This window comes from Pseudomonas delhiensis, from assembly GCF_900187975.1.
In the GTDB taxonomy this organism is placed as follows: domain Bacteria; phylum Pseudomonadota; class Gammaproteobacteria; order Pseudomonadales; family Pseudomonadaceae; genus Pseudomonas; species Pseudomonas delhiensis.
In genome coordinates, this window is the sequence record NZ_FZPC01000012.1 from 80,434 (window position 1) to 107,028 (window position 26,595).

Here is a 26,595-nt window from a genome sequence, read left to right on the forward strand (position 1 = left end):
TCAGGCGAACACCTGCAGGCTCTGCGGCGGCAGCGATACCCAGATGTCGGCGCTGCCCAGGCGCGGCATCTGTTCCGGGGCCAGCTCGGCCAGCAGCGCGTGGCCGGGCAGCTCGCGCAGCTCGAAGCTCATGCGGCAGCGGTTGCCGAGGAAGGTGATCTCGCGGACCTGGGCGCGGAACAGGTTCTCCTGGTGCACCATCGGGTTGATGCCGATCGCCTCCGGGCGGCAGAACAGCCGCCCGCGCGTGGCGTTGGCACGCTCGCCGTGCAGGCGCAGGCTCAGCCCGCCGACCCGCGCCAAACCATCGGCGCCACGTTCGAAGGGCAACCAGTTGCCCTGGCCGACGAACTCGGCGACGAAGGGCGTGGCCGGGGCGCTGTAGATCTCCTGGGCGCTGCCGTACTGCTCGACCTTGCCGTGGTTCATCACCGCGATGCGGTCGGCCATCAGCATGGCCTCGTCCTGGTTGTGGGTGACCATCAGGGTGGTGATGCCCAGGTTCTTCTGCAGCTGGCGCAGCTCGCCGCACAGGTGCTCGCGCACCCGGGCGTCCAGCGCCGACATGGGCTCGTCGAGCAGCAGCAGCGACGGCGCCGGGGCCAGCGCGCGGGCCATGGCCACGCGCTGCTGCTGGCCGCCGGAGAGCTGGCCGGGGTACTTCTTCTCGCTGCCGGCCAGGCCCACCAGTTCGAGCATCTCGGCCACGCGCCGGCGCGCTTCCTCGCGGCTGGCGCCGGTCAGGCCGTAGGCGACGTTCTGCTCGACGCTGAGGTTGGGGAACAGCGCGTAGGACTGGAACAGGATGCCGTAGTCGCGGGCCTGGGGCGGCAGGCGCGAGACGTCGCGGGCGCCGATGTGGATGGCGCCGCCGTCCTGGCGCTCCAGGCCGGCGATGCAGCGCAGCAGCGTGGTCTTGCCGCAGCCGGACGGGCCGAGCAGGCAGACCAGCTCGCCGCCCTTGACGTCCAGCGACACGCCGTCGAGGGCGGCGAACTGGCCGAAGCGCTTGTGCATGTCGCGCACCTGCAGTGGCGTGCCGGCGGGAAGGGAATCGTGCATGGCGGAACCTCTGGCAGCTGGCCCGCGGCGAAAGACCGCGGGGCTCGATGGAGGGCCATGCTAGGGAAGGAATGCGAAGGCTCTGTTGCGGTGGGCACAACTGTGCCGATAGCGGTATAGGCAGATTTGCGATGCCGAGGGGCTTTCATTGGGCGCATAACCGTTCGCGGTTATCCGCCGTTGGCCGGAACGTCGGTGCCGGGCGTGGTTCCGCGCCCTCTCCCCGGCCCTCTCCCGCAAGCGGGAGAGGGAGCCGCCCGGGAAAGTCCGGCGTCACCCTGAAAGCCGATCGCGGACGGAGTCCTACGCTGCCCCACCCACGCCATTGCCCTGTAGGAGCGCGCCCTGCGCGCGATTCGCGGGCAGGGCCCGCTCCTACGGTTCCAGGAAGCATGGTCGTAGGAGCGGATTCATCCGCGATTGCGCCGGCAAGGCCGGCGCGCATGGCATCGCGGGCGGAGCACTACGAGAGGGGCGCCAACCCTTCGGCGAACTCCCGCGCCAGGGCCAGGAAGGCGCTGGTCAGGCGCGCCTGGCGGCGCTCCTTCAGGCAGAACAGGTATTCGTCGATCAGCGGCGCGCCCTGCAGCTCCAGCACGCGCAGCTCGGGGTTATCGGGTACTTCCTGGCGGGCGATGATGCTCACCCCGAGGTTGCGGATCACCGCCTCGCGGATCGACTCGCGGCTGCCGATCTCCAGCATCGAGGCCGGCACCACGCCGGATTCGCGCAACAGCTTCTCGGTCAGCTCGCGGGTGGTCGAGCCGGCCTCGCGCATCAGCAGGCAGTGGTTGCGCAGCTCGCCCAGGGCCACCGCGCGCTGCGCCGCCAGCGGGTGGCTGCGGTGCACCGCCAGCACCAGCGGGTCGCGGCCGAGCACCAGGTGGATCAGCCGCGCGTCCTCCACCGGCTGCGACGAGGCCGCCAGGTCCACCCGGCATTCACAGAGGGCCTCCAGCACCTGCTGCGAGTTGCCGATTTCCACCGACACCTCGATCTGCGGGTAGCGCTCGCGGAAGGCCTTGATCAGCCCGAGCACGTAGTAGGGAGAGGTGGCGCCGATGCGCAGGCTGCCCTGCATCTGCCCGCAATTGCGCAGGAAGAACTCGATGTCCGCCTCCTGCTGCAGCAGCGCCTGGACCATGGGCAGCAGGCGCGCGCCTTCGTCGGTGAGGGTCAGGCGGCGGCCGCCGCGGTAGAACAGCTCTACGGCGTACTGGCCTTCCAGGCTGCGGATCTGCGTGGTCACCGTCGGCTGGCTGAGGCCGAGCTTCTTCGCCGCCTGGGTGATGCTGCCCAGGCGCGCCACCATGTAGAAGGCCTTGAGTTCGGCGCTCAGCATCGCTCGGGCTGCTCCGGGAAGGGGTGGCGTCCCCAACTGGATTCGAACCAGTATCTAGCCCTTAGGAGGGGCTTATTCTATCCCTTGAACTATGGGGACACGCCTGGGTCCTCGGCTGCCGCCGGGACCGGGTGGGCATGTTAACCAGCGTCGAGGCATTTGTCATGCCACGGCGTGGATTTCACACCAGCAGCGGAGGCCCGCATGAGCGAACAGCACAATGTCCACACCCTGATCCCCGATTCGCCCTTCGCCACCTTCGAGGTGCGCGTCGCCAGCGCCGCCGATGCCGCCGCCCTGGCGCCCTTGCTGCAGCAGCTCGACGCGGACGAGCCGGCGCCGGACGTCGCCCTGCTCGCCCTGCGCCTGGAAACGCCGGAGCCCAGGCGCGTGGTCCTGGTCGCCGAGCGCGAGGGGCGCCTGCTGGGCACCTGCACCCTCAACCTGATCGAGCACCTCGCCCACGGCTTCGCCCGCTCCGCGGTCCTGGAAGACATGGTGGTGGACAGCCGCGCCCGCGGCCAGGGCATCGGCCAGGCGCTGATCGGCAGGGCCGCGCAGCGGGCCCGCGAGTGGGGTTGCTACAAGCTGGCGCTGTCCAGCCACCTGGATCGCGAAGCCGCGCACCGCTTCTACACGGCCATGGGCTTCGCCGCCCACGGCGTCAGCCTGGCGTTGCCGCTGCACTGACCGCGGCTTCGTCCACCAGCGCCAGCAGGCCACGCACGCAGGTCTCCAGGCTGCTGGAGTTGTCCAGCACCCGCAGCGGCGGCGCCAGGCCCTCGGCGAAGGCGGCATTGCGCGCCAGGCGCGCCTCGATCTGCGCCGGCGTTTCCCGCCCGCGGGCGACCAGGCGCTGGCGCAGCACCTCGGGGGCGACCTGCAGCAGCACCGCGAGCAGGCCGGGATAACGACGCCGCGCCTGCTCCAGGTGCCCACGCGAACCGTTGACCAGCACCACGTGGCCGCGGGCCAGCCAGTCGTCGATCTGCCGCGGGATGCCATAGCACAGGCCGTTGGCCCGCCAGCTCATGGCGAAGGCGCCATTGCGCTCCAGGCGCTCGAAGGCTTCGGGGGTCACCGCTTCGGCGTCCTCGCCGCGGGCCTCGGCGGAACGGGTGATCACCCGCCGCACCACGTGCCCGCCCCGCCCGGCCAGCGGCGCCGCCGCGGCCTGGAGCAGGCTGTCCTTGCCCGAGCCCGAGGGGCCCATCAGATAGATCAACTTGCCGCTCATGCTCGTCTCTGCACCGCGCCACCCGGGGCGCGGACGCTGCGTATGATACCCGCGCGGCGGCGGCGAGGAAGGACGAAAGTCGCCGCCCCGGCCCTGCGCAACGGGCGCAGCTGTGCCATCATCCGCGCCCCCGTGAACCATTGCCCGTGCGGGTGGTCGGATGATGGCGCAATGGCAGCCGGGGCCAGGGACTTGAGCTAATCTCAGGCAATGGGCCCCACAGGCCACGCGCCAATCGAAAGAAAGTATGCAGATCGACTCGCATTTCGGACGATTGGTGCTGGCATTTAGCCTCCATGCGACGCAGAATACGTCGCAGAATTGACGTCAAGTAATTGGTCGGCCACCTGATTACTGCCCTTGCGCTGAACGGCCAACGGATTTCGCTGTCATAGGGACTCGAACACAGACCCCTTGGCACCGTTTCCCTGACTTACAGGTTTAATGTATGCGCCCATTGAAACAGGCAACCCCAAGCTACTCCAGTCGCACCGCCGACAAATTCGTCGTCCGTCTGCCCGAAGGCATGCGCGAGCGTATCGCCGAGGTCGCCCGCAATCACCACCGCAGCATGAACTCGGAAATCATCGCCCGCCTGGAGCAGAGCCTGCTGCAAGAGGGCGCCCTGCAGGACAACCTCGGCATCCGCCTGGACAGCCCCGAGCTGAGCCTGCACGAGCGTGAGCTGCTGCAGCGCTTCCGCCAGCTGACCCACCGCCAGCAGAATGCGCTGATCGCCCTGATCGCCCACGATGCGGAAATGGCCAGCAACGCCTGAGCCCAGCAGTACCGAAGAAGCCGGCCACGCGCCGGCTTTTTTATTGCCCAGAAATCCCTCCGGAAAATCAAGGCCGCACGCCCCGGGAAAGCGTGATGAGATTTTTTTCTGGCTCTCGAACGACAACCACGCTCCTCCCTGCCTCGGACCGAAGAGCACCGCCAAAAGATGCTCCTGCAAGCTCCATACACCGGAATCATGGAATGTCAGCCACCTCCCGGCAGCATTTCGAACGGATCAGATAGCCATCATCCCTGCCCTCCTTCCTACACTCCCCGACGCGAAAAACCGCGACTTCTTCCCAGCAGCCAGAACCGAATACCTCCCGGACACGCGCCAACGATAGCTGCGAGAAGCTCGCCATATCCGTTGGTTTCAACGTCCCGATGAACCCATGACCCCCGTTCTGGAGCCAGGAAGCGTATCAACCCCTTCACTCACTTGGCTCTTGATCATCCCTATGAAGCACCTCATCGATACTGCCCTCATTTTCTCGGTCATCACCGAGGATTCCGCCATGCAGGCCTATCCCCTGGGTTCGAGCCAGGACGGTCTTACCCAGACGCTCATGAGCAGCTCGAGCAACCTCTACGTGCTGCAGCAGCCCGAGGGGGAATCCGTCGAAGAGACGCTGGTCGCCGAACGCTCCGGAGAAGACCTGCTGCTGGCCTTCCGAGCCCAGGAGCAGGCCCGCCCCGTCCTGGCGCTGGAGCGCTTCTTCGCCAACAACGGCCAACTGCACGTGCTGCGCGAAGACGGCCAATTCATTCGCATCGTTGCAGCCCAGGACAACCCGCAACAGGGCACCCTGAGCTTCAGCGCCCAAGCGCTGGGCTCCGTCGAGCAGCACATGGAAGGCCAACCGGCCCTCGGCATGCTCCACAGCCTCATGTCGGCCCATGCAAGCACCGAGCAGGCACCTGCAGCCCTCCAGGCCGGCGAGCCCATCGCCCTGGCGATGGCTTCGGCCTCCCCCTTCCAGGCCGATGCGCCCCGGATCACCCATGTGGTCGATGCGATCGGCAATGTACAGGGCGACCTGGCATCCGGCCGAGTGACCGACGACCAGTTCGCGACCCTGGTGGGTACCGGCACGCCCGGTACCACCCTGGAAATCATCGACGGCGGCGTCGTCATCGGCGAGGTCGAGGTCAAGGTCAGCGGCGACGGGAACTGGAGCTTCCAGCCCGGGCAGGCGCTGAGCGAGCAGGGCCATGTGCTGAGCGTTCGCGTGAAGGGCACCGAGGTGACCTCCGAAGGCTTCGTGCTGATCGTCGACACCACGGCCCCCACCCGCACAGTGATCGACAGCATCACCGACGACCGCGCAGGCGGCGGCCTGATTCCGCGCGACGGCGAAGGCCACACCAGCGACAACACCCCGATCATCAAGGGCCGGGCCGAACCGCTCAGCATGGTCGTCATCTACGCCAACGGTCAGCTCATCGGCACCAGCTTTGCCGACGCCTCAGGCACCTGGCAGCTCCCCTCCTTCTTCATCATCCCGGACGGCCGCTACGACATCACCGCCCGCGCCATGGACTTCTCCGGCAACATGGGCATCGCCTCGACGCGCTATACCCTCACCGTCGATACCATCGCGCCGGCCGCACCGACCATCGAGCTGGCAACCGATGATGCGGGCGCCCTGCAAGGCCCCCTGCAATCCGGCGCGACGACGGACGACCATACCCCCACCCTGTCCGGCAAGGCCGAGGCCAATGTCACGGTATTCATCTACGACAACGGCAACCTGCTGGACACCACCCGCGCCGACGCGAAAGGCAACTGGTCGTTCACCCCGAAAAGCGAACTGGAGGACGGCCCGCACCGCTTCACCGTCATCGCCCGTGACACGGCCGGCAACACCAGCGCGCCGAGCGACAGCTTCTTCGACCTGACCGTTGCCACCTTCGTCGTGGGCATCGACGATGTGCAGGACAACGTGGGGGCGATCCAGGGCTCGATCGGCAGCGGCCAGCACACCGACGACGCCACCCCGACCCTGTCGGGCCGGGGCGAGCCGGGCAACATCGTGCACATCTACGACAACGGCAACCTGCTGGACAGCGTCCTGGTGGGCCCGAACGGCAAGTGGCAACTCACCCCGGCCAAACCCCTGGCGGAAGGTAAGCACAGCTTCACCGTGACCACCGAAGACGGGACAGGCGAAAGCGCTCCGTCCGCGCCCTACGTGGTGTTCATCGATACCACGGCGCCAACCCAGCTAGCGGCCATCACCTCGATCGGCAAGGATTCGGGCTTCGACAACGGCGACTGGCTGACCAACGATGGCAGCGCCGGACGCCTGATGATGGGCACCTTGTCCGCGCCCCTGGCGGCCGACGAAAAGCTGCAGGTGTCCACCGATGGCGGCCTGACCTGGGTGGATGCGATCGTGGATGGCACCCGCTGGTCGGCCCAGGACAACAACAGCCACGATCGGAACTGGACGATCCAGATTCGCGCCGTCGATGGTGTCGGGCAGGTTGGCGAAACGAGTATCCAGGATGTAATCCTGGATACCCTCAAAGCACCTTTTTCCGCCGGCGTAAATGGCAAGGAAGTTACCGTAGTATTCGATAAATACAACGTCGAGGCGGGAGCTCGCATCAGCCTGGTCAATGGAGATCAACGTCAGGATTATGTGTTGACCACGCAAGATATTGCGGCAGGAAAGGTCAAGCTGACGGCCTCGATTGACGTTTCGGATGGTATTGCGATCGGCATCATAGACAGGGCCGGAAATGCCTCTAACTATGTGAAGCAATACAACACATGGAATGAAAGCTTCAACTACAACGTCCCCGCCGTCATACGTCTAGGAGACACATTCGGCGGCATTACCTTCATTGAAGTTTCCGGACCAGTCGACAGGGGCAGTCGCGATGGTGTTCAAGGTTTCCGTGTCAGCTACGATGCCAAAGCAAGATTTACGGTTCCAGAAGGCCTGGCAGGATTTACGATCACTTTAGAAAATGGCGGCAACTATTACGCCGGCTACCAGTATATTAAAATTTACGATAAGAACGGGAATCTTATCGGGCAACCAGCCATGAACACTGCAGACTCGGGACTGTATGATATCACGTTTGTAGCCCCTGCCGGCGTCACCATTGGCTCGATTGAGATTTACGGCAAGGACAACTTATACGTCGATCATATCAAAGGCTTCAAACAGCAAGTAGTCCCGCCTGCCGAGGTCCAGTCCGCCCTGGAGGGACACAATGGTGGCCTGTATGGAGGCGAGGACAACAACACGTTCATCGTGAAGGACAGCAGCCAGCTCAGCGAAATCAATGTATTCGGGGCCGGAGGCGTAGACCGGCTCAAGCTGACCGGCGCCGGGCAGATACTGAATCTCTCCGCGCTGGCCGGCAGGATCAGCTCGGTCGAAATCTTCGACATCACCGGCACCGGCGACAACACCCTGAAGTTGTCCCTGGGCGACGTGCTGGAGAACGGCGGCATGAACCGGTTCCTGGCCAACGGAAACGTCCAGTTGATGATCAAGGGCGATGCCGGCGACAAAGTGCTCCTGGACGACCTGCTGCCCGATGGCACTGCCCCGGGCTACTGGGTGGTGGCCGGCACGGTCACCCTGGATGGCGTGGTCTACAACACCTACCGGCACTCGGCGATGGATGCCGAACTACTGGTCCAGCAGGGCGTGACAGTAGTTCCCTATGCAGGGACCATCACCTCGATGGGCAAGGATTCGGGCTTCGACAGCGGCGACTGGCTGACCAGCGATGGCAGTGCCGGGCGCCTGATGCAGGGTGTCTTGCTCGCCCCCCTGGCGGCTGGTGAAAAGGTGCAGGTGTCCACCGATGGCGGCCTGACCTGGGTGGATGCCTTCGTGGATGGCACACACTGGCGAGCCCAGGACAACAACAGTCACGATCAGAACTGGACGATCCGCGCCCGCACTGTCGATGGCAATGGGCGGCAGATTGGCGAATCGCTCCCCCAGGAGGTAGTCCTTGCCCTTGCGCCTAAAGCACCTGTTTTCGTCAGCATAAGTGGCCAGGAAGTCACGGTGACGCTCGATAAAAATGACGTCAAGGCGGGCTATCGCATCAGCCTGACCAATGGCGAGCAGCGTCAGGACCATGTATTGACCGAGCAGGATATCGCGGCAGGGAAGATAAAGTTTACGCCCTCGTTCGATACTTCAAACGGAGTTATGGCTGGCATCGTAAACTGGGCCGGCAATGTTTCTGAATACACCAGACTCAGAAGCGGGGAGGAGGGTTTTAACGGGAGTTTCGCTCAACTTGTTACAGGGAGCCAAAGCGGGGAGATTGTTTTCTCCGAGATATTCAAGACTGTTTACATTCAATACTACCGAGATCACAGAGGAGTCATGATCAACCCGAACTCTGTTGCCAGACTCGAACTGCCGGAGGGCACGTTTAGATTTACGATTACCTTGGAAAATGGCACGGCAGCCAACCAATATATTAAAGTCTACGATACGGCTGGCAGTTTAATTGGACGGCCCGACATGAGAAATAACGGACCGGAAATGTATGACATCACATTTACTGCCCCTAATGGCGTTGTCATCGGCTCAGTCGAACTCTCCGGCAAAAACTCCATATTTATCGACCATATTTCATACGACACGGTGACAACTGTCTCGCCTGCCGAGGTCCAGTCCGTCGTGGCCGGTAAGAATGCTGGCCTGTATGGAGGAGAGGACAACAACACGTTCATTGTGGAGGACAGCAGCCAGCTCAGTGGAATCCATGTATTCGGGGCCGGAGGCGTGGACCGGCTCAAGCTGACCGGCGCCGGGCAGACCCTGGATCTCTCTGCGCTGGCCGGCAGGATCAGCTCGGTGGAAGTCTTCGATATCACCGGTACGGGCGACAACACCCTGAAGCTGTCCCTGGGCGACGTGCTGGAGAACGGTGGCAAGAACCTGTTCCTGGCCGACGAAAACGTCCAGGTGATGATCAAGGGCGATGCCGGCGACAAGGTGGTGCTGGACGACCTGCTGCCCAATGGCACCGACCCGGGCGACTGGGCCGCCGCCGGTGCGGTCACCGTCGAGGGCGTGGTCTACAACACCTACCAGCATTCGGCGCTGAATGCCGAGCTGCTGGTCCAGCAGGGTGTGACGGTGAACCTGGTGTAAGCCGATCGGCCGGCCGGAAACCTGGGTGCAGCCTGCCACACCCAGGTCTCTGCCCCGCCGAGAGTCCATTTCCCTCAAGGCGAAGGCCGGAAGCGACATATCGCTTCCGGCCTTTTTTTGATTCTTCTCGGACTCTGCGCGTCAATCCGTACAACCCCGTCATTGGCCGGCAGATGGCACGGGGCTTCCCGGGCAGGCCTACATCAGGAACAGCGTGGCAAGGCCGAGGAAGATGAAGAAGCCGCCGCTGTCGGTCATGGCGGTGATCATCACGCTGGAGCCCATCGCCGGGTCGCGGCCCAGGCGCAGCAGGGTCATCGGGATCAGCACCCCGGCCAGCGCGGCCAGCAGCAGGTTGAGGGTCATGGCCGCGGTCATCACCACGCCCAGCTCCCAGTTGCCGTACAGGTAGAAGGCCACCACGCCTATCACCCCGCCCCAGACCAGGCCGTTGACCAGCGCCACACCCAGCTCCTTGCGCAGCAGGCGCGTGGCGTTGCTGGTCTGGATCTGGTCCAGGGCGATGGCGCGGACGATCATGGTGATGGTCTGGTTGCCCGAGTTGCCGCCGATGCCGGCGACGATCGGCATCAGCGCGGCCAGCGCCACCAGCTTCTCGATGGAGCCTTCGAACAGGCCGATCACCCGCGAGGCGACGAAGGCGGTGATCAGGTTGGTGGCCAGCCAGGTCCAGCGGTTGCGCACCGATTTCCACACCGAGGCGAAGATGTCTTCCTCCTCGCGCAGACCGGCCATGTTCAGCACTTCGGTCTCGCTTTCCTCGCGGATGAGGTCGACCATCTCGTCGATGGTCAGGCGGCCGATCAGCTTGCCGTTCTTGTCCACCACCGGGGCGGAGATCAGGTCGTAGCGCTCGAACGCCTGGGCGGCGTCGTAGCCGTCCTCGTCAGGCTGGAAGGTCACCGGGTCGGTGGCCATGACCTCGGCCACCTGGCGGTCCGGGTCGTTGACCAGCAGGCGCTTGATCGGCAGCACGCCCTTGAGCAGGCCGTCGTAGTCGACCACGAAGAGCTTGTCGGTATGCCCCGGCAGCTCCTTCAGGCGGCGCAGGTAGCGCAGCACCACTTCCAGGCTGACGTCGTCGCGGATGGTGACCATCTCGAAGTCCATCAGCGCGCCGACTTCGTCTTCCTCGTAGGACAACGCCGAGCGCACGCGCTCGCGCTGTTGCGCATCGAGGCTTTCCATCAGCTCGTGGACCACGTCGCGCGGCAGCTCCGGCGCGAGGTCGGCGAGTTCGTCGGCGTCCATTTCCTTGGCCGCGGCGAGGATCTCGTGATCGTCCATGTCGGCGATCAGCGTCTCGCGGACGGCGTCGGAGACTTCCAGGAGGATGTCGCCGTCGCGCTCGGCCTTGACCAGCTGCCAGACCGTCAGGCGGTCGCCCAGCGGCAGCGATTCGAGGATGTGGGCGATGTCGGCGGGGTGCAGGTCATCGAGCTTGCGCTGCAGCTCGGCGAGGTTCTGCCGGTGCACCAGGTTCTCGACGAGGTCCTGGTGCTGGCCTTCCTGGCGGTGCGCCAGGTCTTCGACCAGCTTGTGCTTGTTCAGCAGCTCGACCACCTGGTTCAGGCGGTCCTGCAGGCTTTCCTGCGGCTTCTTGGCTTCTACTTCGGTCATAGCACGCTCCACCCCCAGCGGCGGAGCGCGCACGGGGGCTCAAAACATCAGGTCGTGTTGAGGCAATCGGGGTTCTGGGTAACTACTGGGTAAGTCCATGGTGGTGTGCCCACGCGCCCATATCGGGCAGATAGGGAAATGATAACACTCCACAGCGCGTTCAGCGTTACAAAATAGCGGCTAGAACAATCGCTTGCGGCACAAAGTTGAGGGCGACTTCACTCGTTGTCACAGACGCCGGAAAAAGCTGTCGAGACACCCGGAAATTTCGCGAAGGCCAGGCGGGATAGGCTGCATGCAACCCCGTCACGGAGGATCGGAGATGCGCCTGCCGCCCTTGCACTGCCTGCTCCCGCTGCTCGCCCTCATGGCAATGGACAGCCCTGCCGCCACGCCGTTCCGCTGCGAGGCCGCCGATGGCCGCGTCGGCTTCCACCAGCATGGCTGCCCGCCGGGCCAGGCGCAAAGCCGGCAGCGGGCGCACAACCCGACGCCGGGCAGCGGCAAGCCGGTGCCCCTCGCCCGCCAGGACCCGGCGCGCCGGCAGGCGGCCCCGGGTGGCGGCGGGACGGTGGTGGTCGGCGAACGCGAGGACGGCTGCGGCAACCAGCTCGACGAGCGGGAAAGGCGCACCGCGATCCTGCAGAAGCGCATCCGAACCGGCATGACCCGCGCGGACGTGGAAAGCGCCTTCGGCCGCCCGGACCGCGTCAGCCAGTTGGACGAGCGGCAGCGCTACCACTACGACGCCAGGCCCGGCCAGGGCAGGCGCACGGTGACCTTCGACGAGTTCGGCTGCGTGCAGGGCAAGAAGGCGCGCCAGCGGCGCTGAGCCTGGGCCCGGGCCTGAAAAATCGGGGGCAAAGAAAAAGGGCCTGCATTGCTGCAGGCCCTTTCGGTAGATGGCGCACTCAGGAGGATTCGAACCTCCGACCGCTCGGTTCGTAGCCGAGTACTCTATCCAGCTGAGCTATGAGTGCGCTGATTGGTGCAGTTTAGCCAGGTTCACCAACTGGTGCAGCAGCTTGGGCCGAGGCCTTTCGTCGCTGCTGGCGTCCGCTTTCGCGTACCGCCTGTGTAGTGGCGCACTCAGGAGGATTCGAACCTCCGACCGCTCGGTTCGTAGCCGAGTACTCTATCCAGCTGAGCTATGAGTGCGCTGATGGGGCGCAGATTCTAGTCCTAACTTTCAGACGTGTCAAACAGATTTTTCAATCTTTTCAGTAGCTTAGCTACCTGACGCGTCATTCGCACCAGAATGTGCAAATGGCGGAGAGGGGGGGATTCGAACCCCCGACACCCTTTTGAGGTGTACTCCCTTAGCAGGGGAGCGCCTTCGGCCACTCGGCCACCTCTCCGCAACACGGGGCGCATGATATCCATGTTTTCCCCGTTTGCAAAGAATTTTTTTAGAAAAATTAATGGTTTGGTTCTTGGTCTTTCTCTTTCTGGATGCGCTGGTAGATCTCTTCGCGGTGGACAGCGACTTCCTTCGGCGCATTCACGCCAATGCGCACCTGATTTCCCTTGACGCCCAGCACGGTCACAGTGACGTCATCACCAACCATCAGGGTCTCTCCGACCCGGCGAGTCAGAATCAGCATTCCTTTCTCCTTTCGTGTTTCGGATAAGCAGTCTGCAAAAAAGAAAAATGGCGGCAGAGCCACTGAATATCAAGTGTGTGCTCCTTCACCCAAGTATTGACCAGTCCACGCGGAATGAAAGTTCCGGTGGCCCGGTCAAAAACGACAAAAGGCGCGGGATGAGCCGCGCCTTTTGCATGATGCCGTCTTACTCGCCCTGGCGGGCCGGGGCATCGAGCTCGAAGGCGGTGTGCAGGGCACGTACCGCGAGCTCCAGGTATTTTTCCTCGATGACCACCGACACCTTGATTTCCGAGGTGGAGATCATCTGGATGTTGATGCTCTCCTTGGCCAGCGCCTCGAACATGCGGCTGGCGACGCCGGCGTGGGAACGCATGCCGACGCCGACGATGGAGACCTTGGCGATGTTGGTGTCGCCGGTGGCTTCGCGCGCGCCGATGTTGGCGGCGGTCTGCTTGAGGATCTCCAGGGCCGCCAGGTAGTCGTTGCGGTGCACGGTGAAGGTGAAGTCGGTGGTGTTATCGTGCGAGACGTTCTGCACGATCATGTCGACTTCGATGTTCGCGGCACTGATCGGCCCGAGGATCTTGAAGGCCACCCCGGGGGTATCCGGTACGCCACGGATGGTCAGCTTGGCTTCGTCGCGGTTGAAGGCGATGCCGGAGATGATCGGCTGTTCCATGGATTCCTCTTCATCAAGGGTAATGAGGGTGCCCGGACCCTCCTGGAAGCTGTGCAGCACGCGCAGCGGAACATTGTACTTGCCGGCGAACTCCACCGAGCGGATCTGCAGCACCTTGGAGCCCAGGCTGGCCATTTCCAGCATTTCCTCGAAGGTGATCTTGTCCAGTCGGCGGGCCTGCGGCACTACGCGCGGGTCGGTGGTGTAGACGCCATCGACGTCGGTATAGATCTGGCACTCGTCGGCCTTCAGCGCCGCGGCCAGGGCCACGCCGGTGGTGTCGGAGCCGCCGCGGCCGAGGGTGGTGATGTTGCCGTGCTCATCCACGCCCTGGAAACCGGCGACCACGACCACGCGGCCGGCCTTGAGGTCGCTGCGGATGTTGGCGTCGTCGATGCTCAGGATACGCGCCTTGGTGTGGGCGCTGTCGGTCAGGATGCGCACCTGGTTGCCGGTGTAGGAAACCGCCGACACACCGCGCTTGATCAGGGCCATGCTCAGCAGGGCGATGGTGACCTGCTCGCCGGTGGAGACCATGACGTCCAGCTCGCGCGGAACCGGCTGCTCCATGACCTGCTTGGCCAGGCCGATCAGGCGGTTGGTTTCGCCGCTCATGGCGGAGACCACCACCACGATGTCATGCCCCGCCTCGCGGAACTTCTTCACCTTCTCGGCCACCTGCTCGATACGCTCGACGGTGCCGACGGAGGTCCCTCCAAACTTCTGTACGATCAAAGCCATTTCAAAAGCCGCCTGATTCCTGAAGGGCGCCCATTAGACAGGCATCGCTGCCCCTTGCCAAGACCCGCCGGGCGCGCCGCGGGCCTGGCCTTGCCGGTGCTTACCGGCCCTGTTCGACGAAGGCCTTGGCCAGGGCCAGGGCCTCGTCCAGCTTGCCGGCGTCGGTGCCGCCGCCCTGGGCCATGTCCGGGCGACCGCCGCCCTTGCCGCCCACGGCCGCCGCGGCCTGCTTCATCAGGTCGCCGGCCTTGAGTTTGGCGGCCAGGTCCTGGGTGACCCCGGCGACCAGCACCACTTTCTCTTCGAACAGCCCGCCGAGCAGGATCACGCCGCTGCCCAGCTTGTTCTTCAATTGGTCGACCAGCGCCAGCAGCGCCTTGCCGTCCAGGCCGTCGAGGCGCGCGGCCAGCACTTTCACCCCGGCCACGTCCACGGCGGAACCGGCCAGGTCGTCACCGGCGGCGCTGGCGGCCTTGGCCTTGAGCTGCTCCAGTTCCTTCTCCAGTTGGCGGTTGCGCTCGAGCAGGCCGGAGAGCTTGTCCAGCAGGTTGTCGCGGCTGCCCTTGACCAGGCCGGCGGCTTCCTTGAGCTGCTCTTCGGCGCCGTTCAGGTAGGCCAGCGCAGCCGCGCCGGTCACCGCCTCGATGCGGCGCACGCCGGCGGCCACGCCGCCTTCGCTGGTGATCTTGAACAGGCCGATGTCGCCGGTGCGGGACACGTGGGTGCCGCCGCACAGCTCGACGGAGAAGCCGCCGCCCATGGTCAGCACGCGCACCTGGTCGCCGTACTTCTCGCCGAACAGCGCCATGGCGCCCTTGGCCTTGGCGGTGTCGATGTCGGTCTCTTCGGTCTCGACCTCGCTGTTCTTGCGGATCTCGGCGTTGACGATGTCTTCCAGCCGCTTCAACTGCTCGGGCTTGATGGCCTCGAAGTGGCTGAAGTCGAAGCGCAGGCGCTGGCTGTCGACCAGCGAGCCCTTCTGCTGCACGTGGTCGCCCAGCACCTGGCGCAGCGCGGCGTGCAGCAGGTGGGTGGCGGAGTGGTTCAGCGCGGTGGCCTGGCGCACGCTGGCGTCGACCTCGGCCTTGACCGCGGCGCCGACGCTCAGGCTGCCCTGGGCGACGATGCCGTGGTGCAGGTGGGCGCCGCCGGCCTTGGTGGTGTCGCGCACGTCGAAGCGCACGCCGGCGCCGGACAGGGTGCCGCAGTCGCCGACCTGGCCGCCGGATTCGGCGTAGAACGGCGTCTGGTCGAGGACGACCACGCCCTCCTCGCCTTCGTTGAGCTTCTCGACGGCCTTGCCGTCCTTGAACAGCGCGATGATCTGCCCGGCGCCGGAAACACCCTGGTAGCCCAGGAAGCGGGTGTCGCCGTCGACCTTGACCAGGGCGTTGTAGTCCATGCCGAAGGCGCTGGCGGAGCGGGCGCGCTCGCGCTGGGCCTCCATCTCGCGCTCGAAGCCTTCCTCGTCGAGGGTCAGGCTGCGCTCGCGGGCGATGTCGTTGGTCAGGTCCACCGGGAAGCCGTAGGTGTCGTACAGCTTGAACACCACGTTGCCGGGGATGACGCTGCCTTTCAGTTCGCTCAGGTCCTGTTCGAGGATCTTCAGGCCCTGTTCGAGGGTCTTGGCGAACTGCTCTTCCTCGGTCTTGAGCACGCGCTCGATGTGCGCCTGCTGTTGCTTCAGCTCGGGGAAGGCTTCGCCCATCTCGGCCACCAGGGCGGCGACGATCTTGTGGAAGAAGCTGCCCTTGGCGCCCAGCTTGTTGCCGTGGCGGCAGGCGCGGCGGATGATGCGGCGCAGCACGTAGCCGCGGCCCTCGTTGGACGGCAGCACGCCGTCGGCGATGAGGAAGCTGCAGGAACGGATGTGGTCGGCCACCACTTTCAGCGACGGCGCGTCGTCGTTGGCGCAGCCGATGGCCTCGGCGGAGGCTTTCAGCAGGCTCTGGAACAGGTCGATCTCGTAGTTCGAGTGGACGTGCTGCAGGACCGCGCTGATGCGCTCCAGGCCCATGCCGGTGTCCACGCTCGGCGCCGGCAGCGGGTGCATGACGCCGTCCGCGGTGCGGTTGAACTGCATGAACACGTTGTTCCAGATCTCGATGTAGCGGTCGCCGTCCTCTTCCGGGGAACCGGGCGGGCCGCCCCAGATGTCGGCGCCGTGGTCGTAGAAGATCTCGGTGCAGGGGCCGCAGGGACCGGTGTCGCCCATCGCCCAGAAGTTGTCGGAGGCGTAGGGGGCGCCCTTGTTGTCGCCGATGCGCACCATGCGCTCGGCGGGCACGCCGACTTCCTTGGTCCAGATGTCGTAGGCCTCGTCATCGCTGGCGTAGACGGTGACCCAGAGTTTTTCCCTGGGCAGGTTCAGCCACTTGTCCGAGGTCAGGAATTCCCAGGCGTAGTGGATGGCGTCGCGCTTGAAGTAGTCGCCGAAGCTGAAGTTGCCCAGCATCTCGAAGAAGGTGTGGTGGCGCGCGGTGTAGCCGACGTTTTCCAGGTCGTTGTGCTTGCCGCCGGCGCGCACGCACTTCTGGCTGGTGGTGGCGCGAGTGTAGGCGCGTTTCTCCAGGCCCAGGAAGCAGTCCTTGAACTGGTTCATGCCGGCGTTGGTGAACAGCAGGGTCGGGTCGTTCGCCGGAATCAGCGAACTCGACGCTACGCGGGTATGCCCCTTCTCTTCGAAGAAGCGGAGGAAGGCTTCACGGATTTCAGCGCTTTTCATAGGTTCTTCCACGGAAAAATGCGGCCACGAATCGCCGGCAAAGGGCCGCATTATATCGGCCCTGCGTACCGGGTACAGTGTGTTTGTACGATAGATGGCAGCTATTGTGCTTCCATCCTAGTCAGTCGCGACGAAAGGCGGCGAAAGCTTCGACGATACGGGGAATGTCCGCCGTTTTCACGTCCAGGTGGGTGACCAGGCGCAGGCGCGGGGCGGCGCTGACGCGGATGCCGCGCTCGCCGAGGAAGCCGCGCAGGGCTTCGGCGCGCTCGCCGATGCCGACGTAGACCATGTTGGTCTGCACCGGCTCGATGGCGTAGCCCAGCTCCGCCAGGCCGCGGCCGAGGGTCTCGGCGTTGGCGTGGTCCTCGGCCAGGCGCTCGACCTGGTGGTCCAGCGCATACAGCCCGGCCGCGGCCAGGCCGCCGGCCTGGCGCATGCCGCCGCCGACCATCTTGCGCAGGCGACGGGCCCTGCCGATCAGCTCGGCGCTGCCGCACAGCACCGAGCCCACCGGCGCGCCCAGCCCCTTGGACAGGCACACCGAGACGGAATCGAAGTGGCGGGTGATCTCGCCGGCGTCCACGCCCAGCTTCACCGCCGCGTTGTACAGGCGCGCGCCGTCCAGGTGCAGGCCCAGGCCGCGGCGGCGGGTCAGCTCGCGGGCGGCGGCCAGGTAGGCCAGCGGCAGGACCTTGCCCTGCATGGTGTTTTCCAGGGCCAGCAGGCGGGTACGGGCGAAGTGGAAGTCGTCCTGCTTGATGGCCGCCTCGACCTTGCCCAGGTCCAGCGAGCCGTCGGCCTCGCCCTCGATGGGCTGCGGCTGGATCGAACCCAGCACCGCGGCGCCGCCGCCCTCGTATTTATAGGTGTGGGCCTGCTGGCCGACGATGTATTCGTCGCCACGGCCGCAGTGGGCCATCAGCCCGAGCAGGTTGCTCATGGTGCCGGTGGGCACAAAGAGCGCGGAGGTGAAGCCCAGGCGCTCGGCCAGGGTGGCCTCCAGGCGGTTGACGGTGGGGTCCTCGCCATAGACGTCGTCGCCCAGCTCGGCCCGGGCCATGGCCTCGCGCATCCCGGCACTGGGCAGGGTGACGGTGTCGCTGCGAAGGTCGATGACGGACATGGCGGGCTCCTGGAAAACGGGGGAAAAGCCCGATGCTATGCGCTTGCCAGCCCCGGAACAAGGACGGCTGTCCGTAGGGCGAACAACCGTTTGCGGTTATCCGCCGATGGTCGTGCCGCCGGGGTGCCCGACGTGGCCGGCGGGCCCAATCGCGGACGAAGTCCTACGTCCGTACTCGACCGTAGGGCGAATAACCGTTCGCGGTTATCCGCCGTTGGCCGGAACGCCGGTGCCCGACGGCCGCGGCGGATAACGCCGTAGGCGTTATGCGCCCTACGGGTTGGAAAGAGGCGGCGCGGGCAGCAAGACAATTGCGCCTACGTCCATGCCTTCCTGGAACCGTAGGAGCGGACTCTGTCCGCGAATCGCGCGCAGGGCGCGCTCCTGCAGGTAGGGCCAGAGGTGGGCATGGGGCCGGAGCGGCGCCGTGGTTCAGAGCTTGGTGGGCACCACGAGGATGCCCGCGCGCAGGCCGTTCCTCACCCGCGGGTTGGGGAAGATGATGCGGGCGCCCTTCTCTTCGACGATCCAGCGGGTGCCGCCGATGTCCTCGGCGAGCAGGTAGCCGTGGTCCAGCTCGGTGAAGTTGTCCACGGCGTCGTCCAGGTGCAGGCGGAAGTGGTCGCTGTGCTTGATCACCTCGCGGGACACGGCGAACAGCTGCAGGCCGTCCAGCCCGCCCTCCCCGGCCGGCGCCTCGGTGCCGTCGACCAGCACCTGCAGCAGCGCCTCCAGGCGGCCCAGGTTGACCACCTGGTTCTGCCCGAAGGGCCGCGCCTTGCCCAGTTCCAGGGTGAAGGCCTCGGCGCCCAGGCGGCTGTAGGTGTAGGAACTGAAGGTGATGCCGGTCTTGCTCTGCAGCAGCACCGCGTCTATGCCGGCGCGGCGCAGGCGCGCCAGCTCGGCGCGGGAGTGCTCGCGGCCCTCGCTCCAGGGGTAGAGGGCGAACTGCTCGATCTTCGAGCCGCGGATGGCCGTGTGCAGGTCGTAGTGCAGGCGCTGGCGGCCGTCGCGGGCGAAGAAGGCCGCGGCCAGGCGCTCCAGCTCGGCGGCGCGCAGGGCCTCGCTGCCGCTGCCGTCCTCGTGGCGGCCGCAGAACAGGCGGTTGATGTCCTGCTCCAGGTAGCGTTCGCCGCGGCGCATGGCCTCCGGGTTGCCGAGCAGGAACAGCAGGCGCGCCGCCGGCTTCAGCTCGCCGCGGGCGATGCGCTGGACCAGGCGGTCGAGCAGTTCGATGGGCGCCGTCTCGTTGCCGTGGATGCCGGCCGAGAGCAGCAGGTCCAGGCCGTTGTCGCGGCCGCTGGCGGGGGTCACCTCGAGGGCGCCCTCGGCCAGCCAGTGCAGGCGCGTGCCGTCGGCGGTGAGCTGGATCTTCTCGGTCGGCTCGCGACCGACGAGGGTCAGGTCGAGCAGCTTGCCCAGTGCTAGCATGCGCGGGTCTCCCGGTTGGCCGCCGGCACTTGCGGGCGGCGGCCCCTGCGATCAGTGATGGTCACATCCACAGTCTGGACCATGTTCGTGGACTTCGGCGGCCTCCAGCTCCAGGCTCAGGCTGAGCTGGTTGACCGCCTGCGGGCGGACCACCAGCAGCGGCACCTCGGTGTCCTCCTCGAAGGACTCGGCGTAGATCAGCAGGCCGCCCTTGCCGTCGGCCTCCAGCCACAGGTCGCGGCCCTCCAGGCGGATGGCCAGGCGGGCGCTGTGGGTCTCGCGACGGGCGCCGGTGGCGTCTTCGAGGATCAGCGGGAGGCTTTCGGTGGTCATGGCGTTCAACTCATCTGGAAGGGATAGACGGAGCCCAGTTTAAGGATCCGGCTCAGTTCATCCAATGCCGTCCGGCATTCCACCAGCAGCTGCGGGTCGGCCAGGTCGGCTTCGGACAGGCGGTCGCGGTAGTGCTTGTCGACCCAGGCCACCAGGGTGTCGTACAGCGCCGGGGTCATGACCACGCCCGGGTTCACCGCGGCCAGCTCGGCCTCGTTGAGCGCCACGCGCAGGCGCAGGCAGGCCGGGCCGCCGCCATTCTGCATGCTCTGCTTGAGATCGAAGACCTTCACCTCGCGGATCGGCCCGCCTTCGGCGGTCAGGCGCGACAGGTAGCGCCACACGCGCTCGTTCTGCCGGCACTCTTCCGGGACGATCAGCAGCATGCTGCCGTCGGCGCGGCTGAGCAACTGGCTGTTGAACAGGTAGGAACGCACCGCGTCCTCCACCGCGACCTGGTCGGCGGGCACCCGCACCGCCTGGAAGCGGCCGCCGCGACGGGCCAGCTTGGCGTCCAGCTCGGCCAGCACCCTGTCGGTGTCGAGGAAGGCGTCCTGGTGGTAGAACAGCACCTCGCCGTTGCCCACCGAGATCACGTCGTTGTGGAACACGCCCTGGTCGATCACCGCCGGGTTCTGCTGGGCGTAGACCACGCCCTCCTCGCCCAGGCCGTGCAGGCGGGCCACCGCCTGGCAGGCTTCCAGGGTCTGCCGCGCCGGGTAGCGCATAGGCTGGGGGAAGCGGCTGTCGAAGGCGCTGCGGCCGAACACGAAGAACTCCACGCCGGCCTCGCCGTAGCCCTTGCAGAAGCGCGTGTGGTTGGCCGCGCCTTCGTCGCCGAACTGCGCCACCGCCGGCAGCGCCGGGTGGTGGACGAAGTGCTTCTCGTCGCGGAACATGGCGCCGAGGATGCGGCTGGTGACCGGGTGCTCGATGGAGCGGTGGAACTTGCAGTTGAGGTTGGCGGCGGTGAAGTGCACGCGGCCATCGGCGGTGTCGGCGCTGGGGCTGACGGTGGCGGCATTGGCCGTCCACATGCACGAGGCCGAGCTGACCGCGGCGAGCAGCGGCATGGCTTCCCTGGCCGCCCTGGCGATCACCTCGGCGTCGCTGCCGCTGAAGCCGAGGGCCCGCAGCGAGGCCACGGCCGGGCGTTCCTGCGGGGCCAGCACGCCCTGCTTGAAGCCCATGTCCATCAGCGCCTTCATCTTCGCCAGGCCCTGCTTGGCGGCTTCCTTGGGGTTGGACGCCACCTGGCTGTTGCTCTGCGAGGCGACGTTGCCGTAGGACAGGCCACCGTAGTTGTGCGTCGGGCCGACAAGACCGTCGAAGTTCATTTCATGGGCGGTCATCACAGGCTCACTCCCGGAGTCAGGGTTGCAGGCAGGGCAAGGCTTTCGCTTTCCAGCGAGGCCACCGGATAGGCGCAGTAGTCGGCGGCGTAGTAGGCGCTGGGACGGTGGTTGCCGGAGGCGCCGATGCCGCCGAAGGGCGCGCTGCTGGCGGCGCCGGTCAGTTGCTTGTTCCAGTTGACGATGCCGGCGCGGCTCTCCAGCAGGAAGCCCTCGAAGCGCTCGCGGGAGTCCGACAGCAGGCCGGCGGCCAGGCCGTACTGGGTGGCGTTGGCCTCGCGCACGGCTTCGTCGAAACCGGCGTAGCGGATGACCTGCAGCAGCGGGCCGAAGAACTCCTCGTCCGGGCGCTCGCCCACGGCGGTCACGTCGAGGATGCCGGGGGTCAGCAGGGCCGCGCCTTCCAGCGGCTGGGACATGGCCAGCAGGGCCACGGCGCCGTTGGCCAGCAGGTGCTCCTGGGCCTTGAGCAGGTGCTCGGCGGCGGCCAGGGAGATCACCGAGCCCATGAACGGCGCCGGTTGTTCGTCGAAGCGGCCGACCTTGATGCTCGCGCTCACCGCCACCAGGCGCGCCAGCAGGGCGTCGCCCCACTCGCCCGCCGGCACCAGCAGGCGCCGCGCGCAGGTGCAGCGCTGGCCGGCGGAGATGAAGGCGGACTGGATGATGGTGTAGACCGCGGCATCCACGTCCCGCACTTCATCGACGATCAGCGGGTTGTTGCCGCCCATCTCCAGCGCCAGGATCTTCTGCGGCTGGCCGCCGAACTGGCTGTGCAGCAGGTTGCCGGTGCGGCTGGAGCCGGTGAAGAACAGGCCGTCGATGCCCCCGTGGCCGGCCAGGGCCACGCCGGTGTCGCGGGCGCCCTGCACCAGGTTGAGCACGCCCGCCGGCAGGCCGGCGTCGATCCAGGCGCGCAGGGTCAGTTCGGCGACTTTCGGCGTCAGCTCGCTGGGCTTGAAGATCACCGCGTTGCCGGCCAGCAGCGCCGGCACTATGTGGCCGTTGGGCAGGTGGCCGGGGAAGTTGTAGGGGCCGAACACCGCGACCACCCCGTGGGGCTTGTGGCGCAGCACGGCGGTGGCGTCGGCCAGCGGGCCGCTCTTGGTGCCGGTGCGCTCGCGATACGCCTGGACCGAGATGGCCACCTTGTTGACCATGCTGGTGACCTCGGTGGTGGCTTCCCACAGCGGCTTGCCGGTCTCTTCGCCGATCGCCCGGGCCAGCTCGTCGCCGCGCGCCTTGAGGGTGGCGGCGAAGGCTTCCAGCACGGCGATGCGTTCCTCCAGCGGGCGCCGCGCCCAGGCCGGGAAGGCGGCGCGGGCGGCGGCCACGGCGGCGTCGACCTGCGCGGCGCTGGCGGCGCGGCCGCTCCAGACCACGGCCTGGCTGACCGGGTCGAGGGATTCCAGGGCATCGCCCTCGCCCGCCTGCCACTGGCCGGCGATGTAGTGGGTAGTCATCTCTTGTTCTCCTCCGATCCGCGCGGGATCAGCGTTTTCCGGCGGACAGCGGCACCGCGCGCACCGAGGCGCCGGCGGACAGGCGCAGGCGCTTGGCGGTCTGCGCGTCGACCACCAGGGAGCCGGCGGCGACCCGCGCCGGGGCCGCGGCGATGCGGCACTCCTCGCGCTTGCGGTTGTGGATCAGGTAGGGCTCGGCGTCATCGCCCGGCGTGCCGATGGCCAGCACCAGCGCCTGGCTGTCGGCGATGGCGCGGATCTTCTCGGTCGGCGCCTCGATGGCCGGGCCGGCGTCGAAGATGTCGACGTAGCCCTGGTAGCTGAAGCCCTCGGCCTTGAGCATGGCCAGCGCCGGTTCGGTATCCGGGTGCACACGGCCGATCACGTTGCGCGCCTCTTCCGAGAGGAAGCAGGTGTACAGCGGGAATTTCGGCATCAGTTCGGCGATGAAGGCTTTGTTGCCGACGCCAGTCAGGTAGTCCGCCTGGCTGAATTCCATCTTGAAGAAGTGCCGGCCCAGGCTCTCCCAGAACGGCGAGCGGCCGTCGGCGTCGGACATGCCGCGCATCTCGGCGATCACCTTGTCGCCGAACAGCTCGCGGAACTCGGCGATGAACAGGAAGCGCGCCTTGGACAGCAGGCGGCCGTTGAGGCCCGTGCGGTGGTCGGCATGCAGGAACAGCGAGCACAGCTCGGACTGCCCGGTGAGGTCGTTGGCCAGGAACAGCGTGGGGATCTCGCGGTGGATGCCCAGTTCCTGGGAGGCGCTGACGGTGAGGCCGACGCGGTAGTTGTACCAGGGCTCGCGCAGGCCGACGGCGCCGGCCACGGCGGAGATGCCGACGACCTTGCCGGCGTCGTCCTCGAGGACGAACAGGTAGTCGGCGTCGGCGCGCTCGGCTTCGCCGCGGAAGGCCTTCTCGGCCCAGCCGACGCGGTGCGCCAGGCGCTGTTCGTTGGCCGGCAGCGTGGTCAGCCCGGTGCCGGTGCTGCGCGCCAGTTCTATGAGGGCCGGCAGGTCGGCGCTGGTGACAGGACGAACGATCATATTCACTCCGTTTCGGCTTCAGGCCGCAGGCTGCAGGCCACCGGCGAAAGCTTCCGTTTGGGCCCGCAGCCTGCCGCTTGCAGCCTGCAGCCCATGACTCACACCGCCACCAGGCGGACGCTGGCACCCTCGCCGATGCCCAGGGCCTCGGCGGTCTCGGCGCTGAGGGTCACCGGCTTGCCGGGCACCCAGTCCAGCTCGGCGACCAGCGCGCGGTAGTCCTGCAGCAGGCCGTTGGTGACCAGGTAGCTGCGGGTGGCCTTGGGCACCTCGCCGATGCGCACCGGCACCAGGCGGCTCTGGGCGATGGAGCGGATGCCCGAGGTACGTGCGTGCAGGGTCGGGCCGCCATCGAAGATGTCGATGTAGTTGTCGGTCTCGAAGCCTTCGCGCATCAGGATGTCGAAGGTGATCTGCGCCCGCGGGTGCACCTGGCCCATGGCCTCCTGGGCCTCGTCCGGCAGCAGCGGCACGTAGATCGGGTAGTGCGGCATCAGCTCGGCGAGGAAGGTGCGGCTCTTCAGCCCGGAGAGCTTCTCGGCCTCGCTGTAGTTGAGGTCGAAGAAGTTGCGCCCCACGGCGTTCCAGAACGGCGACTCGCCCTGCTCGTCGCTGTAGCCGACGATCTCGGTGACCACGGCGTCGGCGAAGCGCTCCGGGTGGCTGGCCATGAACAGCAGACGGCCGCGGGAGTTGAGTTCGGCGACGGGCGTGTTCACCAGTTCGCGCCGCACGTAGAAGCTGGTCAGCAGGCTGTTGCCGGTAAGGTCGTGGCACAGCGAGAGGACGTGGATCTTGTTGTGGATCTTCAACTCGCGCGAGGCGTGCACGAAGGTCTCGTTGCGGAAGCTGTAGAAGGGCTCGGAGAAGCCGGCCGAAGCGACTATGGCCGAGCAGCCGACCAGTTGCCCGGTCTGCGTGTCCTCGAGGACGAAGAAGTAGCTTTCCTCGCCGTTGTAGCTGACTTCGGCGGCGAACGACGCCTCCGAGGCCAGGATCTTTTCCTTCAGCCTTTCCGCGTCGTCCGGCAGCGACGTGACGCCGACCGGGCTGTCCGCGGCGAGACGCTGCACCTGCTGCAGGTCGGCCACTTGGGCGGGGCGCATCACCAGCATGGCGTCACTCCTCTAACCAGACAAAACCACATGAACTTTCCCCATCGCGTCGCGGGCACGGGAGGGCCTGCGCCAACGCATTCGGGGCCTGCGAAGAACGGCCGGGCGCACCCGGCCGGGTCGAACCGGCGCCGGCGGGATGCCCGGCGCCGTACTGCCGATCAGCTGCGGGTGAGCTTGGCCACCGCGCGCTCCAGGCGATCCAGGCCTTCGTCGATGTCGGCGTCGTCGATCACCAGGCTGGGCGCGAAGCGCACCACGTCCGGGCCGGCCTGCAGGATCATCAGGCCTTCCTTCTCGGCGGCGTTGAACACGTCCTTGGCCTTGCCCTTCCAGGCATCGGACAGCACCGCGCCGATCAGCAGGCCGAGGCCGCGGACCTGGGTGAAGATGCCGTATTCCTGGCCGAGCTTCTCCAGACGCGCCTTGAAGCGCTCGTGCTTGGCGCGCACGCCTTCGAGCACCTCAGGAGTATTGATCACATCGAAGGCCGCGCCAGAAACCGCGCAGGCCAGCGGGTTGCCGCCGTAGGTGGTGCCGTGGGTGCCCACCACCAGGTGCTCGGCGATCTTCGCGGTGGTCAGCATGGCGCCGATGGGGAAGCCGCCGCCCAGGCTCTTGGCGCTGGAGAGGATGTCCGGGGTCACGCCGTAGTGCTGGTAGGCGTAGAGGTAGCCGGTACGGCCGAAGCCGCTCTGCACTTCGTCGAAGATCAGCAGCGCGCCGTTGTCGTCGCACAGCTTGCGCACGCCTTCCAGGTAGGCCTTGTCGGCCGGCAGCACGCCGCTCTCGCCCTGCACCGGCTCGATGATCACGGCGCAGGTCTTGTCCGAGATGGCCGCCTTGAGCGCGTCCAGGTCGTTGAACGGGATGTGGGTGATGCCCTCGACCTTCGGCCCGAAGCCGTCGGAGTACTTGGCCTGGCCGCCGACGTTGACGGTGAACAGGGTGCGGCCGTGGAAGCTGTTGACCATCGAGATGATCTCGTACTTCTGCGCGCCGTAGACGTCGTGGGCGTAGCGGCGCGCCAGCTTGAGCGCGGCCTCGTTGGCCTCGGCGCCGGAGTTGGCGAAGAACACCCGCTCGGCGAAGGTGGCGTCGATCAGCTTCTGCGCCAGGCGCAGCGCCGGCTCGTTGGTGAACACGTTGGACACGTGCCAGATGGCGTTGGCCTGCTCGGCCAGCGCGCCCACCAGCGCCGGGTGGCAGTGGCCCAGGGAGTTGACGGCGATGCCGCCGGCGAAGTCCACCAGCTCGCGGCCGCTCTGGTCCCAGACTCGCGAACCCTGACCACGCACCGGGATGAAGGCGGCCGGAGAGTAGTTGGGGACCATCAGCTGGTCGAAGTCGGAGCGTTGTACCTGAGCGTGCGGAGCGGACATCGGTGTTCTCCTGCCTGGCGAGGCGGCTATCGATGGAAGGATTGTAGGGACGAAAGACCGGTTGGCATTGCCGCCAAGCGACAACTTCTTATAGCGCCAACCCGTGGATTTCCGAGGCTTTCGGAAATGCGACAGAAAGCGTCGGTAAGGCGCAGTGTAAAGCCAGGGAGGGCCCGCGGGTACAAGGCGCGGGGGAATTTGTTCGATGGCCGGACAGGGGAAGGTTGGGTGGGGTTTTCGTGGGGGAGAGAGGACGCCTGGCCCTTCCTCTCCGGGACGCTCGGCGTTGCCGGGAAATCCCGATTGTTCGCGAGCAAGCTCGCTCCTACGAAAAGCCCACGCAGCACCGCGCTTGCTCTTGTAGGAGCGAGCTTGCTCGCGAAGGGGATT

At 66.3% G+C, this 26,595-nt stretch carries 19 protein-coding genes and 4 tRNA genes; 4 read left to right on the forward strand and 19 right to left on the reverse strand.

Annotation, left to right across the window (positions count from 1 at the left end; translation table 11 throughout):
- From CHC02_RS12680 to CHC02_RS12690, 3 genes are all read right to left on the reverse strand, one after another.
- Nucleotides 1–1,062, reverse strand: coding sequence for a putative 2-aminoethylphosphonate ABC transporter ATP-binding protein (locus CHC02_RS12680; protein ID WP_089391816.1), 1,062 nt, complete (start codon nt 1,060–1,062; stop codon nt 1–3).
- Between the two features lie 463 nt (nt 1,063–1,525).
- Nucleotides 1,526–2,404: a LysR substrate-binding domain-containing protein gene (locus CHC02_RS12685; protein ID WP_089391817.1), complete on the reverse strand. Its 879-nt coding sequence runs from the start codon at nt 2,402–2,404 to the stop codon at nt 1,526–1,528.
- A gap of 24 nt (nt 2,405–2,428) precedes the next feature.
- Nucleotides 2,429–2,503: transfer RNA gene (locus CHC02_RS12690), tRNA-Arg, on the reverse strand.
- Between the two features lie 105 nt (nt 2,504–2,608).
- Here CHC02_RS12690 and CHC02_RS12695 point away from each other — a divergent pair.
- A complete protein-coding gene (locus CHC02_RS12695) occupies nt 2,609–3,094 on the forward strand; it encodes a GNAT family N-acetyltransferase (protein WP_089391818.1) in 486 nt (161 codons plus the stop codon).
- Here CHC02_RS12695 and phnN read toward each other — a convergent pair.
- A complete protein-coding gene (gene phnN, locus CHC02_RS12700; protein ID WP_089391819.1) occupies nt 3,069–3,641 on the reverse strand; it encodes a phosphonate metabolism protein/1,5-bisphosphokinase (PRPP-forming) PhnN in 573 nt (190 codons plus the stop codon). The two genes, CHC02_RS12695 and phnN, sit on opposite strands and share 26 nt — an antisense overlap.
- Nucleotides 3,642–4,089: 448 nt before the next feature.
- Between phnN and amrZ the strand changes: the two genes are divergently transcribed.
- Together amrZ and CHC02_RS12710 are read left to right on the forward strand one after the other, a co-directional pair.
- Entirely contained in the window at nt 4,090–4,419 is a 330-nt protein-coding gene (gene amrZ, locus CHC02_RS12705) for a transcriptional regulator AmrZ (RefSeq protein WP_009620783.1), read from the forward strand.
- Nucleotides 4,420–4,879: 460 nt separating this feature from the next.
- Complete coding sequence (locus tag CHC02_RS12710; protein WP_167364759.1) at nt 4,880–9,562, forward strand: Ig-like domain-containing protein; 4,683 nt, start codon at nt 4,880–4,882, stop codon at nt 9,560–9,562.
- Nucleotides 9,563–9,760: 198 nt separating this feature from the next.
- Here CHC02_RS12710 and mgtE read toward each other — a convergent pair whose 3' ends face one another.
- Nucleotides 9,761–11,203, reverse strand: coding sequence for a magnesium transporter (gene mgtE, locus CHC02_RS12715; protein ID WP_089391821.1), 1,443 nt, complete (start codon nt 11,201–11,203; stop codon nt 9,761–9,763).
- Nucleotides 11,204–11,525: 322 nt separating this feature from the next.
- Here mgtE and bamE point away from each other — a divergent pair, with 322 nt between their 5' ends.
- A complete protein-coding gene (bamE, locus tag CHC02_RS12720; protein WP_089391822.1) occupies nt 11,526–12,035 on the forward strand; it encodes an outer membrane protein assembly factor BamE domain-containing protein in 510 nt (169 codons plus the stop codon).
- Between the two features lie 71 nt (nt 12,036–12,106).
- Here bamE and CHC02_RS12725 read toward each other — a convergent pair.
- From CHC02_RS12725 to CHC02_RS12790, 14 genes are all read right to left on the reverse strand, one after another.
- Nucleotides 12,107–12,183 (reverse strand) — tRNA-Arg (locus tag CHC02_RS12725).
- A gap of 101 nt (nt 12,184–12,284) precedes the next feature.
- Nucleotides 12,285–12,361, reverse strand: a tRNA-Arg gene (locus CHC02_RS12730).
- A gap of 109 nt (nt 12,362–12,470) precedes the next feature.
- Nucleotides 12,471–12,561 (reverse strand) — tRNA-Ser (locus CHC02_RS12735).
- Between the two features lie 60 nt (nt 12,562–12,621).
- Nucleotides 12,622–12,807, reverse strand: a complete 186-nt coding sequence (gene csrA / locus CHC02_RS12740; protein ID WP_003085981.1) for a carbon storage regulator CsrA — start codon at nt 12,805–12,807, stop codon at nt 12,622–12,624.
- Nucleotides 12,808–12,994: 187 nt separating this feature from the next.
- Nucleotides 12,995–14,230 (reverse strand): aspartate kinase, encoded by a 1,236-nt coding sequence (locus CHC02_RS12745; protein ID WP_089391823.1) that lies wholly within the window; start codon nt 14,228–14,230, stop codon nt 12,995–12,997.
- A 100-nt stretch (nt 14,231–14,330) separates the two neighbouring features.
- Nucleotides 14,331–16,955, reverse strand: coding sequence for an alanine--tRNA ligase (gene alaS, locus CHC02_RS12750; protein WP_089391824.1), 2,625 nt, complete (start codon nt 16,953–16,955; stop codon nt 14,331–14,333).
- Nucleotides 16,956–17,076: 121 nt separating this feature from the next.
- Complete coding sequence (gene ltaE / locus CHC02_RS12755; RefSeq protein WP_089391825.1) at nt 17,077–18,081, reverse strand: low-specificity L-threonine aldolase; 1,005 nt, start codon at nt 18,079–18,081, stop codon at nt 17,077–17,079.
- Nucleotides 18,082–18,513: 432 nt separating this feature from the next.
- Nucleotides 18,514–19,512 (reverse strand): succinylglutamate desuccinylase, encoded by a 999-nt coding sequence (gene astE / locus CHC02_RS12760; RefSeq protein ID WP_089391826.1) that lies wholly within the window; start codon nt 19,510–19,512, stop codon nt 18,514–18,516.
- Nucleotides 19,513–19,563: 51 nt separating this feature from the next.
- On the reverse strand, nt 19,564–19,845 hold the full coding sequence (locus tag CHC02_RS12765) for a hypothetical protein (protein WP_009620763.1): 282 nt from the start codon (nt 19,843–19,845) through the stop codon (nt 19,564–19,566).
- 5 nt (nt 19,846–19,850) lie between these two features.
- The gene (astB, locus tag CHC02_RS12770; RefSeq protein ID WP_089391827.1) at nt 19,851–21,197 is read right to left on the reverse strand and encodes an N-succinylarginine dihydrolase; all 1,347 of its coding nucleotides are present in this window, start codon (nt 21,195–21,197) and stop codon (nt 19,851–19,853) included.
- On the reverse strand, nt 21,197–22,660 hold the full coding sequence (gene astD / locus CHC02_RS12775) for a succinylglutamate-semialdehyde dehydrogenase (protein ID WP_089391828.1): 1,464 nt from the start codon (nt 22,658–22,660) through the stop codon (nt 21,197–21,199). The genes astB and astD overlap by 1 nt, the downstream gene beginning before the upstream one ends.
- 28 nt (nt 22,661–22,688) lie before the next feature.
- Nucleotides 22,689–23,708, reverse strand: coding sequence for an arginine N-succinyltransferase (gene astA / locus CHC02_RS12780; protein WP_043267706.1), 1,020 nt, complete (start codon nt 23,706–23,708; stop codon nt 22,689–22,691).
- A 98-nt stretch (nt 23,709–23,806) separates the two neighbouring features.
- Entirely contained in the window at nt 23,807–24,823 is a 1,017-nt protein-coding gene (aruF, locus tag CHC02_RS12785) for an arginine/ornithine succinyltransferase subunit alpha (RefSeq protein WP_089391829.1), read from the reverse strand.
- Between the two features lie 161 nt (nt 24,824–24,984).
- The gene (locus tag CHC02_RS12790; protein WP_089391830.1) at nt 24,985–26,205 is read right to left on the reverse strand and encodes an aspartate aminotransferase family protein; all 1,221 of its coding nucleotides are present in this window, start codon (nt 26,203–26,205) and stop codon (nt 24,985–24,987) included.
- Nucleotides 26,206–26,595 lie beyond the last annotated feature (390 nt).